The sequence below is a fragment of the Luteimonas composti genome, assembly GCF_042678665.1.
GTDB lineage: Bacteria > Pseudomonadota > Gammaproteobacteria > Xanthomonadales > Xanthomonadaceae > Luteimonas > Luteimonas composti.
On record NZ_JBHTKU010000003.1, the window covers coordinates 399,682 to 412,733 of the forward strand.

Below are 13,052 nucleotides of genomic sequence, written 5' to 3' on the forward strand. Positions count from 1 at the left end.
AACGCGCATGTCCACGCAACGGCTGAAGCTGCTCAGCGCGAACATCCAGGCAGGCTCCAGCACGCGGCGCTACAGCGACTACGCCACGCGCAGCTGGTCGCACGTGCTGCCGGTCGGCAAGCGCACCTCGCTCGACGCGATCGCGCGCCTGGCCGGCGAGCACGACATCGTCGGCCTGCAGGAGAGCGATCCGGGCAGCTGGCGCTCGGGCTTCACCAACCAGACCCACTACCTGGCCGAGCGCGCCGGCTTCGACTACTGGACCCACCAGCCCAACCGGCGCGTGGGCAACGTGGCCTCCAGCGCCAACGGCCTGCTCAGCCGGCTCGAGCCGGTGGAAGTGGTGCATCACCCGCTGCCCGGCCGCATCGCCGGGCGCGGCGTGCTGATGGGCCACTTCGGCGACGGTCCGCAGGGCCTCACCGTCGCGGTCGCACACCTGTCGCTGGGCGCGCAGTCGCGCCAGATGCAGCTCGACTTCATCGCCGAGCTGCTGCACGACTTCCCCAACGCGGTGCTGATGGGCGATTTCAACTGCGTGGTCGACTGCCCGGAGATGGGCAGCCTGTTCCGCAAGACCCGCCTGCAGCCGCCGGGCTGCACCGTGCACACCTTCCCCAGCTGGAAACCGCAGCGCGCGATCGACCACATCCTGGTCACCGACACCCTGCGCTGCGAGGGCATGCGCGCCGTCCCGGCCGCGTTCTCCGACCACCTGGCGCTGTCGGTCAACCTGGAAGTGCCCGACGGCGCGCTGGCGCGCTGACGCGGCGGAGCCGGACCGGCCGGCCCCGCCGCATTCCGCTCAGAAGCCGAAGCCCACCCGCGCGTACCAGAAGCGGCCCGGCAGGTCGTAGGTCGACGCGTCGTAGCCGTTGAGCGAGCAGCTCAGGCAGATCGGCGGATCCTTGGCGAACACGTTGTTGACGCCGAGGGTGATGCGGAAGTCCTTCATCCAGGCGTCGGTGCCCCAGGACAGCTGGGCGTCGTGGTAGGTGGTGGCGCCGAGATCGTTGCGGTCGTTGTCGCTGTCGTCGCAGATGTCGTAGCCGTTGGCGCCGGCGCAGGACTCGCGCAGGCGGTCGATGTAGCGCGCGGTCCAGGCCGCCTGCCAGCCACCGGCCCCGCGCCACACCGCGGCCAGGGTGGAGGTGGTCTCGGGAATGGCGCTGTTGTTGATCTCCACGCCCGGCGCTCGCGGCTCGGGCTGGCCGGCCTCGTTGACCAGTTCGTACTTCGTCACCCAGGTGGTCTTCCAGGCGAAGGCCAGCTGGCCCCAGGCCTGCTCGGGCAGGCGCCAGTCGGCGCTGAAGTCCCAGCCGTCGGTGCGGATCGTGCCGACATTGCCGAGGATGTTGTCGAAGCGGACGATCTGGCCGCGGTCGTTGCGCTCGTAGAAGCCGCACGACACCGGATCGCGGGTGGAAATGCAGCGGTTGAGGATGGTCTGCGCGTCCAGCGCCTGGATCGCGCCGTCGATGGTGTGGCGGTAGAACGTCAGGCCGAGGTCCAGCGCCTGCGACCACGACGCTTCGTCGGCGAACGCGGGGCTCCACACCGCGCCCAGCATCAGGCTGCGGCTGGTTTCGGGCTGCAGGTCGATGTTGCCCGCGGTGACCACCGAGATCTGCGGGTTGGACTGCTCGTAGCCGGGCGGCACCCCGTCGGCCACGCACTGCGGCGTGGTCGAGGCTTCGTTGTTGCAGGGATCGACCAGGGTCGCGTCGAAACGGCTGAGGGTGCCGTAGAGCTCGCCGATCGACGGCGCGCGGAAGCCTTCGGCGAACGAACCGCGCAGCAGGAACTCGTCGGCCACCTGCCAGCGCAGGCCGATCTTGCCGGTGTTGGTGCTGCCGAAGTTGGAGTAGTCCGACCAGCGCCCGGCCAGGCTCAGGTCCAGGCTCTCGCCCAGCCAGCCCTCGCCGGCCAGCGGCACCAGCAGCTCGGCATAGGCCTCGCGCACGTCGTACTGGCCTTGGGTGGGGCCGGACGGCACGCCGTTGTATTCGCCGGCGACGGTGATCGGGTCGGGCTGGTACTCGCCCTCGTAGTCGCGGTACTCGACGCCGGCGGCGAAGGCCACCGCGCCAGCCCAGTTGTCGAACAGGTCGCCGGTGACGTTGGCCGAGACCAGGCTCAGGCTGTTGCTGCTGCGGTCGCGCACGACCGGCTGGATGAAGGCGAGCATTTCGGGCGTGATCGTGCCCACGCCGCCGAACAGGTTGAGCGGTACGCAGCCGGCGATGGTCGCGCAGGCTGCGGGGTCGCCCAGCGCCTCGTTGATGCGGCGCACGTTGTAGCTGCCGGTATTGGTCTGCTCGGCCTTGCTCTCGCTGCGCACCAGGTTGAGGTCCCAGCTCCACTGGCGGCCGCCGACGTCGAACAGGCCGTTGAGCCCGAACGCGGCATACCAGGTCTCGACCTCCTGCACGTAGCGGCGCGGCCCGCCCTCGACCGGGCGCCGGCCGAGCAGGAACAGGTTGGCATCCGGGCCGACGGTGGTGAGGTCGAAGCCGAAGGGGTTGTAGGGGTTCGCGGCCGAGATCACCAGCCGCGTCTCGGCCCACTCGTTGTACACGCCGGCGTCGGTACCGAGGAAGATCGGTTCGGGCGCGGCCTGGTTGGCCGATTCGCGCTCGTTGTAGAGCACGCGCGCGTAGGCGCCGAAGGTCGGGGTGAAGTCGAACTGCACCTGGCCGAACACCGACTTGCGTTCCGACGGCGTGAGCAGCAGGTTGTAGGGCGCGAAGTTGAAGCGGTCGGCGTTGGTGAAGCAGTGGAAGTCGTCGGCGCGCTCGGTGGGGCAGGCCGGCTGGCCTAGATAGGTCGGATCCGGGACGCCGGTGTCGGGCGTGATGCTGTAGACCTCGCCTGTGTTGGGGTCCTGGAATACGAACCGGCCCTGCGGCGTCGCCGAACTGCCGTTGTCCAGCCCGGTGCCCGGCACCGGCACGCTCGCCGGGCCGTACCCGAGCGAAGAGATTTCCTTCTGCTTGAAGTAGGACGCGCCGACGAACCAGCGCGCGCGGTCGCTGCTGCCGCCCCAGCCCAGGTCGGCACCCCAGGTCTCGCCGCCGTCCAGGTCGCTGTAGTCGCCGGTGTGCAGCTGCACGCTGGCGCCGTCGACGTCCTTGCGGGTGATGATGTTGACCACGCCCGCGATGGCGTCCGAGCCGTAGATCGACGAGGCGCCGTCCTCCAGCACCTCGATGCGGTCGATGATCGCCAGCGGGATGGTGTTGAGGTCGACCGCCGAACCCACGCCCGAGGCCGAGGACTCGTTGACCCAGCGGATCCCGTCGACCAGCACCAGCACGCGCTTGGCGCCGAGGTGGCGCAGGTCGACCGTGGCCGCGCCGGCGCCGACGCCGCCACCGTCGGGCGGGAAGCCGAAGTTGCCGGAGGAATTGAACTTGGTGTTGAGCGCCGTGCCGCTGGCGGTGAGGTTCTGCACCACCTCGGCCACCGAGGTGAAGCCGCTGCGGTCGATGTCCTCGCGGCTCAGGACCTGCACCGGGACCTGGGTCTCGAGTTCGGCGCGGCGGATGCGCGAGCCGGTCACCGTGACGGTATCGAGGGTGCGCGCGCCCTCCTCCGGCGCTGGCGCGGGCGCCTGCTGGGCGAAGGCGGCGGGGGACAGGACGGACAGCAGCAGGGCACGGCGCACGGCGGCGCCCAGGCGATCGGGACGGGGCAACATCGGGTCTCTCCTTGGAAGTGATGCAGCGGGGATCCAGTTCCGCGCGCCCCCTCGCGCGTTGGCCTGTTTGTAAACAAGCTGTAAAGCCGCGCAAGCCTGCCGATCGGCGCAACCGGCACCGGGTCACAGTTTTGCCGCAGTTCGGCTGAAACTGTTCAGCCGGCCTTGACATTGCTGACCGCCGCCCCCGCAGCGGATGCCCGCCCGCGCTTCGGCATAATGCGAGGGATGCCAAGCCAGCCGAACCTCTTCGAGGCCGACCCGCCCGCCGGCCAGGGCGGCGATCGCCCCCCCACCGGCCCCGACCGCGATCCGCCGCCGCGGGTCTCGGCGATGCGCAGCGGCCGGCCGTGGTGGGCCACGCTGGCCGGGCGCGTGCTGCAGCCCTGGATCGGGCTGAAGATCGAGCCGCAGGCGCCGCCGGAGCTGGTCGACCCGCGTCCGGTCTGCTACGTGCTCGAGGACTACGGGCTGTCGAACGCCCTGATCCTGGATCGCGCCTGCCGCGAGACCGGCATGCCGTCCCCGCTGCGGCCGTTGCCGGGCGATCCGCTGGGCCGCAAGCGCGCCTACGTGGCGCTGTCGCGGCGCAACGCGAGCGCGGCGCTGGCCCTGGCCACCGGCCAGCCGCCGCCGAAGAAGACCCATTCCGAATCGCTGGCGCGCCTGCTCGAGGCGCACCGCGAGGATCCGGCGCTGGACGTGCAGCTGGTGCCGGTGTCGATCTTCGTCGGCCGCTCGCCGGACAAGGCCTCGGGCTGGTTCTCGGTGCTGTTTTCCGAGAACTGGGCGATCGTGGGCCGCTTCCGCCGGCTGCTGGCGATCCTGCTCAACGGCCGCGACACCCTGGTGCAGTTCGCGGGCCCGGTCTCGATCCGCGACCTGCTGGCCGAGGACCTTCCGCCCGAGCGCAGCGTGCGCAAGCTCTCGCGCCTGCTGCGCACCCACTTCAACCGCCTGCGCGAGGCGGTGATCGGGCCCGACCTGTCGACCCGGCGCCTGCTGATCGACAAGGTCCTGTCCTCGGCCCAGGTCAAGGAGGCGATCGCCGACCAGGCGCGGCGCGACAGCAGCTCGCCGGAGGAGGCGTGGAAGAAGGCCCACGCCATGGCCTACGAGATCGCGGCCGACTATTCGCACCCGGTGGTGCGTTCGGCCTCGTTCCTGCTGACCTCGGTGTGGAACCGGATCTATCGCGGCGTGCTGGTGCACCACCTCGACAGCCTCAAGGCCGCCGCGCCCGGGCACGAGGTGATCTACGTGCCCAGCCACCGCAGCCACATGGACTACCTGCTGCTGTCCTACCTGCTCTACACCAAGGGCATCGTGCCGCCGCACATCGTCGCCGGCATCAACCTCAACCTGCCGGTGATCGGCCCGATCCTGCGGCGCGGCGGCGCGTTCTTCATCCGGCGCTCGATCCGCGGCTCGGCGCTGTACTCGGCGGTGCTGGCCGAGTACGTGGCGCAGCTGATCGCCGGCGGCTATTCGATCGAGTACTTCATCGAGGGCGGGCGTTCGCGCACCGGCCGGCTGCTGCAGCCCAAGGGCGGCATGATCTCCATGACCTTGCGCGCCTACCTGCGGCAACCGTCGCGTCCGGTGCTGTTCCAGCCGGTGTACATCGGCTACGAGAAGCTGATGGAAGGCAGCAGCTACCTCGACGAGCTGTCGGGCAAGCCCAAGGAGAAGGAGTCGATCTGGGCGTTGCTGTGGTCGATTCCCAAGGTGCTGCGCCAGAACTACGGCCAGGTGGTGGTGAACTTCGGCGAGCCGATCCCCCTGGCCGACCTGCTCGCCGAGCACGCCGCCGAATGGGACGGCAAGCCGCTCACCGACGAGGACAAGCCGGACTGGCTGTCGCACACCGTGGACGCCGCGGCCGAGCGCATCCAGGTCAACATCAACCGCGCCGCCGACGTCAATCCGATCAACCTGCTGGCGATGGCGCTGCTGTCCACGCCCAAGCACACCATGGCCGAGGCCGACCTGCTGGCGCAGATCGCGCTGTCCAAGACCCTGCTGGCCGAGGTGCCGTATTCGGACCGGGTGACGGTGACGCCGCATTCGCCGCGCGAGATCGTGGCGCATGGCGAGGAGATCGGCGTGCTGCGGCGCATCGCGCATCCGCTGGGCGACGTGCTCAGCGTGGGCGACGACGACGCGGTATTGCTGAGCTATTTCCGAAACAACGTGCTGCACCTGTTCACCGCCTCGGCCTGGATCGCCTGCTGCTTCCAGCACAACCGGCGGATGTCGCGAGACACGCTCAAGCGGCTCGGACGTTCGGTCTACCCGTTCCTGCAGGGCGAGCTGTTCCTGGCCTGGGACGAGGACGGCTTCGCCGCGCGCATCGACCGCACCCTCGACGTGTTCGTGCGCGAGGGCCTGCTGCAGCAGGTCAGCGACGACGACGGCGGCATCCTGGCGCGCAACGCCGGGCAGTCGGACGAGGTGTTCCGCCTGCGCGCGATCGGCCATCCGCTGCAGCAGGCCTTCGAGCGCTACTACATCGCGATCTCGGTGCTGGCCAAGAACGGCCCGGGCACGCTGGGCGCGGGCGAACTGGAAAGCCTGTGCCAGCTCGCCGCCCAGCGCCTGAGCCTGCTGTACGCGCCGGCGGCGCCGGAGTTCTTCGACAAGAGCCTGTTCCGCGGCTTCATCCAGAAGCTGCGCGAACTTGGCCTGGTCAGGCTCGACCAGAACAGCAAGCTGGTGTTCGACCAGCGGCTGGAGACCTGGGCGCGCGACGCCAAGATCATCCTCGGGCGCGAGCTGCGGCACACGATCGAGAAGATCAGTCCCGAGGCGGTGCGCAGCGAGGAGCCGGCGCCGCAGGCGGTCGCGGACTAGGCCGGCTCGTCCGGAATCAGCGCGCTTTCCAGGCGCGCGATCTGGTCCTTGAGCATCAGCTTGCGCTTCTTCAGCCGCTTGATCATCAGCTCGTCGTTGGCGATATCGGCCTGCAGCCGCGCGATCGCGGTGTCGAGGTCGCGATGCTGGAGCCGCAGTTCGGCCAGCTGGCGGGACGTTTCGGCGGCATCGGCGCATTGCATCGCAGCGACAGCTTACACCGCGGCCGGCGCCGCGCGGGTGTCCCGGGGCGCGCGCAGCGGGCACAATGCGGCGGCGCGGAGGGGCGACGCGCACGGGGCCGTGGCGCCCCGGTCCACGCATCGCGGAAGGCCCGGCCGCAGGGGAACGGAGCACGACACGATGGATGTGACGACCAGGATCGGCACGCGCCAGGGCCTGCGGGCGCTGGGGCTTGCCGCAGCGCTGCTGGCGGGGAGCGCCGGCGCGCAGGACAAGTACGACGGCTACCTGTGCTGCAACATGCGCAGCGACGGCAGCTGGATCAGCGACAGCAACTATGCCGAGGGCGGCAAGCGGGTCATTCCCGCAGGCACCCCTGTGAAGGTGACCGGCTACGGCCGCTACCGGGTGAAGGTGCAGATCGACGGCGAGAAGCAGGAGATCGGCAACGACTACAGCCGCGACCTCGACAACGCGGCATTCGCCCGCCGCTACGTGGTCACCGAGGATCCGAAGGCGGCCATCGCCGGCTGGCCGGCCAAGGTGCAGGAGGCGGTGCGCCAGTCCCGCGTGACCCCGGGCATGACCCGCGAACAGGTCCTCGCCTCGCTGGGCTATCCGATCAGCAGCGAAAACCCGGACCTGGAGTCCGACCTGTGGCGCTACTGGCTGAGCAGCTTCGCCGAGTTCCAGCTGCACTTCAGCAATGGACGGGTCAGCGACATCACCACCGATCCGGCCACGCGCAACCGGGTGTGGACGCCCTGAGCGACTGAGCCGGCGCCGCACCCCTCGCGGCGCCGGCTGCCGCGCGTGCGCAGAAGCGCGCCGCGACGTCAATCCCGGCGCGGCCGAGCCGGGTCGCGCGCGGACCGGTAAAATCCACGCATGGAAACCGTCGTCCCCCTGCCCATGCCCACCCTGCGCAACGCCGAGCGGCGCGGCGCGCACGAGGCCAACCGCCTGGCCAAGCGCCTGCGCCACCAGGTGGGCAGGGCGATCGCCGACTTCGGCATGATCGAGGACGGCGACCGGGTGATGGTGTGCCTGTCCGGCGGCAAGGACAGCTACACCATGCTCGACGTGCTGCTGCAGCTGCAGAAGAAGGCGCCGGTGTCGTTCTCGATCACCGCGGTCAACCTCGACCAGAAGCAGCCGGGCTTCCCCGAACACGTGCTGCCGGAGTACCTGCGTTCGCTCGGCGTCGATTACCACATCATCGAGCAGGACACCTACTCGGTGGTCACGCGCGTGGTGCCCGAGGGCAAGACCATGTGCTCGCTGTGCTCGCGCCTGCGCCGCGGCGCGCTGTACACGTACGCCGAGCAGCATGGCTACACCAAGATCGCGCTGGGCCACCACCGCGACGACCTGGTCGCCACCTTCTTCCTCAACCTGTTCTTCCACGCCAGGCTCAGCGGGATGCCGCCGAAGCTGCTGTCCGACGATGGCAGGCACGTGGTGATCCGTCCGCTGGCCTACGTGCGCGAGGAAGACATCGTCGCCTATGCCGAGGCGAAGCGGTTCCCGATCATCCCGTGCAACCTCTGCGGCTCGCAGGAGAACCTGCAGCGCAAGCAGGTCGGGTTGATGATGAAGCAATGGGAACGCGAATCGCCGGGCCGCATCGAGACCATCGCGCGCGCACTGGGCGACATCCGCCCCTCGCAGCTGAGCGACCCGAAACTGTTCGATTTCCTCGCGCTGGGCCACCGCGAAGGGGCCGCCGTCGCAGACGCGCACGCCTGGCTCGCCGGCGACCCGGCCGCGCACGCGCCGGCCGGCCACGACGGCCATGCCTGACGTGCGCCGTCGCTCCTGCCCGGGCCGCGCGCGCGGCGCGCAGCCGATCCTTTCCTGACCGCGGACGCCACGCCGCCCGCCCCCTGCGCTGACGGCGACGCGCCCGGCGCTGTTCCCCATCCCCACTACGGCACCCCCTCCCGATGTTCTTCCGCAACCTCACCCTGTTCCGCTTTCCCACCACGCTCGATTTCTCCGGCATCGAGGAGCTGCTCGCCGGCCACCCGCTCAAGCCCGTCGGCCCGCTGGAGCTGTCCTCGCGCGGCTTCATCCCGCCCTTCGGCCGCAACGGCGAGGCCCTGTCCCACCGCATCGGCGACACCATCTGGCTGACCGTCGGCGGCGAAGACCGGCTGCTGCCCTCGTCGGTGGTCAACGAGATGCTCGCCGACCGCCTGGCCGAGATGGAGGAAAAGCAGGGCCGGCGTCCCGGCAGCCGCATGCGCAAGCAGATGAAGGACGACCTGGTGCAGGAGCTGCTGCCGCGTGCCTTCGTGCGGCCGTCGCGCACCGACGCGCTGCTCGACCTGGAGCACGGCGTGTGCGTGGTCGACACCTCCAGCCGCAAGAGCGGCGAGGCGGTGGTCTCGGAGATCCGCCAGGCGATGGGCAGCTTCCCGGCGCTGCCGCTGAACGCCGAAGTCGCGCCGCGCAGCGTGCTCACCGGCTGGATCGCCGGCGATCCGCTGCCCGACGGCCTGTCCCTGGGCGAAGAGTGCGAGCTCAAGGATCCGGCCGAACACGGCGCGATCGTGAAGTGCCAGCGCCAGGAGCTGCAGTGCGACGAGATCGCCAAGCACCTGGATTCCGGCAAGCAGGTGACGAAGCTGGCGCTGAACCTGGACGACCATGTCTCGTTCGTGCTCGGCGAGGACCTGGTGGTGCGCAAGTTCAAGCTGCTCGACGGCGCGGTGGACCAGCTCGAATCCAGCGAGCGCGACGACATCCGCGCCGAGCTCGACGCGCGCTTCGCACTGATGAGCGCCGAGTTCTCGCGCCTGTTCACGGTCCTGGAGAAGGCGCTGAAGCTCTCCAGGGCCGACGCCTGAGCACGGCCGCAGCGCCGCCCGCCGCACACCGCGCCGCGCACGACCCCTGCGCCGCGCGACGCGGCGTGGGCGCGGCGGCCCGCAGCAGTTAGCATTCCCGCATGCCTTCCCTGTTCCGACTGTCGCCGACGGCGCCGGGCGTCTCCCGGCTGCAGCGCGACTCGTTCCCCTTCGTGCTGTCCGACGGGCGCCGCATCGACGTGATGCGCGTGCGCGATCCGCGCGCCAAGCGCCTGCGCCTGAGCGTGGGCGAACGCGGCGCGCGCCTGACCCTGCCGCCACGCACCAGCCTGGTCGCCGGCGAGCGTTTCGTGCACGAGCATCGCGACTGGCTCACCGACCAGCTCGCCCAGCAGCCCGGCGACGTGATGGCGCTGGTCCCGGGCGAGGCGACCAGCGTGCCGCTGCGCGGGCGCATGCTGCCGCTGCACTGGGCGCCAGGCCGGGTCGCGCGCGTGGTCGCCGGCGAGGAGGCGCTGACGCTGCAGCTGCCGGCGCGCGCCGGACAGGCCGCGGTCTCGCGCGCGCTGCGCGACTTCTACGAAGCCGAGGCCCGCGCCGACATCGGCCGCTGGCTGCCGGCCTACCTGCCCGGCCTGCCGCGGCCGCCGTCGCGGATCCGGCTGCGCGTGCTGTCCTCGCAGTGGGGCTCGCTGGCGCCGGACGGCACCCTCACCCTCGACCTGGCCCTGGTGCTGGGAAGGCCGGCGGCGTTCGAGTACGTTCTGGTGCACGAGCTCTGCCACCTGATCCATGCCGACCACTCGCGCCGGTTCTGGCGCGAGGTCGAGGCGCGCTGCCCGGACTGGCGCGATGCGCGCGACTATTTCCGCGACGAGGGCCGCCGGCTCAAGGCCGGGCTGCACGTCCTGCTCGACACCTGACCTGTTCCGGCGGCGAACCGCGTTTTCACGTTCATCGACCACTCCACCACACCGCCCAGGGGATGCGATGAACGGTGTTGCCAAGCGCGCGTCACAACTGTCCTTCGCCCTGGCCCTGGTGCTGGCCGCAGGGGCCTGCCAGAAGGTCGGGGAGACCGCCGCCGACGCCGCCATCGAGCGCGCGACCGGGGTGAAGGTGGAGCGCGACGGCGACCAGATGACCCTGCGCTCGGCCGACGGCGAGCTGGCGATCCGCGCCGGCGAATCGGTCGCCCTGCCCGAGGACTTCCCGGCCGACATCTACCTGCCGCCGGACGCCCAGGTGAACAGCGTCATGGACCTGCAGGGCATCAGCATGGTCAGCCTGACCGCGCCCGGCCAGGTGGCTGGCCTGTTCGCCGCCGCCCGCGAGGCGATGCAGGCCCAGGGCTGGACCCAGTCGATGTCCGCACAGCATTCGGCCGACGCCGCCATGCTGGCCTTCGAGAAGGGCGAGGACGAGCAGCGGCGCAGCGCCACGCTGTCGTTCAACCGCAACAACGGCGACGACCACGTGATCGTCGGCGTGCAGCTGCAGGGCCCGCGCCAGCAGTAAACCCGGCTGGGCCTCAGCCCGCGGGCGAGGCGTGCAGGAAGTCGCCGATCGCCGCGGCCACCGCCGCCGGCTGCTCCATGTGCAGGTGGTGCCCGCCCGGCAGGACGTACAGTTCGCCGTCGGGGAGCAGGGCCGCGTGCGCGCTGCGCATCGGCTCGGGCAGGTAGGGCTGCGGCGGATCGGCGTGGATCACCCGCGTGGGACACTCGATGCCGCGGATCAGGGCGCGTACCTGGCCCGGCGTCATCCGCACCAGGGTCGGCAGGGTCAGGCGCGGGTCGCTGCTCCAGACCCAGCCGCGGCGGCCGTCCCCGGCCTCAACCTCGCGCACGCCGCGTTCGACCAGCAGGCGCGCGGCCGCTTCGCCGATCGCGCCGGTCCGGGCCAGGGTGCGTGCGCGCACCGGCGTGTCCAGTTCTGTGAACATGCGCAGGCGCTTGCCGCCCAGCGTGCGCCCGGTGGCGACCGCGTCGCGCAGCCGTGCCACCGTGTTCTCCTCCTGCTCGGGCAGCGCGCCCAGCGCCTCGATCGCCACCAGCCGCGCCACCCGCTGCGGGCAGGCGGCGGCCAGCAGGCTGGCGATGCCCGCGCCCATCGAATGCCCCAGCAGGGCGAAACGCTCCCAGTCCAGCGCATCGGTGATGTCGAGCACGCTGTGCAGGGCGCCGGCGAAGGAATAGTCGGCGCCCGGCGGCAGGTGCGCGCTGCGCCCGTGGCCGGGCAGGTCCACCGCCACCAGGTCCAGCCCGGGCAGGTGGGCGGCCAGCGGCACGAAGCTGGCGGCGTTGTCGAGCCAGCCGTGCAGGGCCAGCACGCGCGGCTGCCCCGGCTCGCCCTGGCGCAGGCCGTGGATGCGGCCCACGGCGATGTCGAGCTGGAACTCGCGCATCAGGACGACGCGCTCCACTCGGCGAGTTCGCGCAGCGCCAGGGCGGCCAGCGCATCGGCATGGGCGGGCGCATCGTTGAGGCAGGGGATGTAGTGCAGTGCCTGGCCGCCCGCCTCGCGGAACAGTTCCTCGTTCTGCATGGCGATCTCCTCCAGCGTCTCCAGGCAGTCGGCGGCGAACCCCGGGCAGACCACGTCGATGCGGCGCAGGCCGCCTTCGGCCAGCGCGCGCAGGGTCTCGTCGGTGGCCGGGCCGAGCCAGCGCTCGCGTCCGAAGCGCGACTGGTAGGTCATCACGTAGTCGGCCGGCGCCAGGTCCAGCGCGCGCGCGAGCTCCGCCACGCTGGCCTCGCACTGCGCGGCGTAGGGATCGCCGGCGTCGACCAGCCGCTGCGGCAGGCCGTGGAAGGAGAACAGCAGGCGTTCGCCACGGCCGTGCCGGTCCCAGTGGGTGCGGATCGAGTCGGCCACCGCCGCCACCCAGCCGGGGTCGGTGGCGTAGTCGTGCACGACCCGTGCCGGCAGCGCGCCACTGCTGCGCTCGACCGCCGCCGCCACCGTGCCGGTGGTGGTCGAGGAGTACTGCGGGTACAGCGGCAGCACCAGCACGCGGCGCGCGCCGGCGGCGGCGAGTTCGCGCAGGCGCGTGTCGATCGCGGGCGCGCCGTAGCGCATCGCATGGTCGACCGCGATGCCGGGAAGCCGCGCCTGCAGCGCGCCGGCGAGCCGGCGCGTATGCACGGCCAGCGGCGAGCCGCCTTCCATCCAGATCTCGGCGTACTTCTTCGCCACCCGCGGCGAACGCAGCGGCAGGATCACCCCGTGCAGCAGGGGCCACCAGAACACGCGCGGGATCTGCACCACGTACGGATCGCCAAGGAATTCGCCGAGGTAACGTTTGACCGCCGCCGCGGTGGGCGCCTCCGGGGTACCGAGGTTGACCAGGAGGACGGCGGTGTCGGGCGTCGCGCCGGCGGGCGCGGTGGCTGGAGTCGTCATGGGCATAGGATGGCAGGCCACGCCGCGCTTGGCATGGGCCGTTTTCGATCGCTGCGATAGGCCCGATCAACTCATCCCCGATTCATCGCGCCGTCACT

11 protein-coding genes are annotated in these 13,052 nt (G+C 71.0%); 7 read left to right on the forward strand and 4 right to left on the reverse strand.

The features are described from left to right. Positions 1-7 precede the first annotated feature (7 nt). The gene (locus ACFQ2D_RS10600; protein WP_280941372.1) at positions 8-766 is read left to right on the forward strand and encodes an endonuclease/exonuclease/phosphatase family protein; all 759 of its coding nucleotides are present in this window, start codon (positions 8-10) and stop codon (positions 764-766) included. Positions 767-805: 39 nt separating this feature from the next. Here ACFQ2D_RS10600 and ACFQ2D_RS10605 read toward each other — a convergent pair whose 3' ends face one another. Beyond that, the gene (locus ACFQ2D_RS10605; RefSeq protein WP_280941371.1) at positions 806-3,700 is read right to left on the reverse strand and encodes a TonB-dependent receptor plug domain-containing protein; all 2,895 of its coding nucleotides are present in this window, start codon (positions 3,698-3,700) and stop codon (positions 806-808) included. Between the two features lie 219 nt (positions 3,701-3,919). Between ACFQ2D_RS10605 and plsB the strand changes: the two genes are divergently transcribed. Then, positions 3,920-6,553, forward strand: a complete 2,634-nt coding sequence (gene plsB / locus ACFQ2D_RS10610; RefSeq protein WP_386795643.1) for a glycerol-3-phosphate 1-O-acyltransferase PlsB — start codon at positions 3,920-3,922, stop codon at positions 6,551-6,553. Here the strand turns inward: plsB and ACFQ2D_RS10615 are convergent. Beyond that, positions 6,550-6,756 carry a YdcH family protein gene (locus tag ACFQ2D_RS10615; RefSeq protein WP_280941369.1) on the reverse strand — a complete coding sequence of 69 codons (207 nt, stop codon included), beginning with the start codon at positions 6,754-6,756 and terminating at the stop codon, positions 6,550-6,552. The two genes, plsB and ACFQ2D_RS10615, sit on opposite strands and share 4 nt — an antisense overlap. Positions 6,757-6,934: 178 nt before the next feature. On the opposite strand from ACFQ2D_RS10615, the gene bamE reads away from it, so the two are divergent. The 5 genes from bamE to ACFQ2D_RS10640 all read left to right on the forward strand — a co-directional run bounded on the left by bamE (position 6,935) and on the right by ACFQ2D_RS10640 (position 11,067). Further along, positions 6,935-7,504, forward strand: a complete 570-nt coding sequence (gene bamE, locus ACFQ2D_RS10620) for an outer membrane protein assembly factor BamE domain-containing protein (protein ID WP_386795661.1) — start codon at positions 6,935-6,937, stop codon at positions 7,502-7,504. A gap of 120 nt (positions 7,505-7,624) precedes the next feature. After that, positions 7,625-8,539 carry a tRNA 2-thiocytidine(32) synthetase TtcA gene (gene ttcA / locus ACFQ2D_RS10625; RefSeq protein ID WP_386795644.1) on the forward strand — a complete coding sequence of 305 codons (915 nt, stop codon included), beginning with the start codon at positions 7,625-7,627 and terminating at the stop codon, positions 8,537-8,539. A gap of 143 nt (positions 8,540-8,682) precedes the next feature. After that, complete coding sequence (locus ACFQ2D_RS10630) at positions 8,683-9,588, forward strand: recombination-associated protein RdgC (RefSeq protein WP_280941367.1); 906 nt, start codon at positions 8,683-8,685, stop codon at positions 9,586-9,588. Between the two features lie 101 nt (positions 9,589-9,689). Continuing rightward, positions 9,690-10,472 carry a M48 family metallopeptidase gene (locus ACFQ2D_RS10635; RefSeq protein ID WP_280941366.1) on the forward strand — a complete coding sequence of 261 codons (783 nt, stop codon included), beginning with the start codon at positions 9,690-9,692 and terminating at the stop codon, positions 10,470-10,472. 67 nt (positions 10,473-10,539) lie between these two features. Beyond that, positions 10,540-11,067, forward strand: a complete 528-nt coding sequence (locus ACFQ2D_RS10640) for a hypothetical protein (protein WP_280941365.1) — start codon at positions 10,540-10,542, stop codon at positions 11,065-11,067. A gap of 13 nt (positions 11,068-11,080) precedes the next feature. Here the strand turns inward: ACFQ2D_RS10640 and ACFQ2D_RS10645 are convergent, their stop codons facing one another. Further along, the gene (locus ACFQ2D_RS10645; protein WP_280941536.1) at positions 11,081-11,956 is read right to left on the reverse strand and encodes an alpha/beta fold hydrolase; all 876 of its coding nucleotides are present in this window, start codon (positions 11,954-11,956) and stop codon (positions 11,081-11,083) included. Then, a complete protein-coding gene (gene hemH, locus ACFQ2D_RS10650) occupies positions 11,956-12,954 on the reverse strand; it encodes a ferrochelatase (RefSeq protein WP_280941364.1) in 999 nt (332 codons plus the stop codon). Before hemH ends, ACFQ2D_RS10645 begins: the two co-directional genes overlap by 1 nt. Positions 12,955-13,052 lie beyond the last annotated feature (98 nt).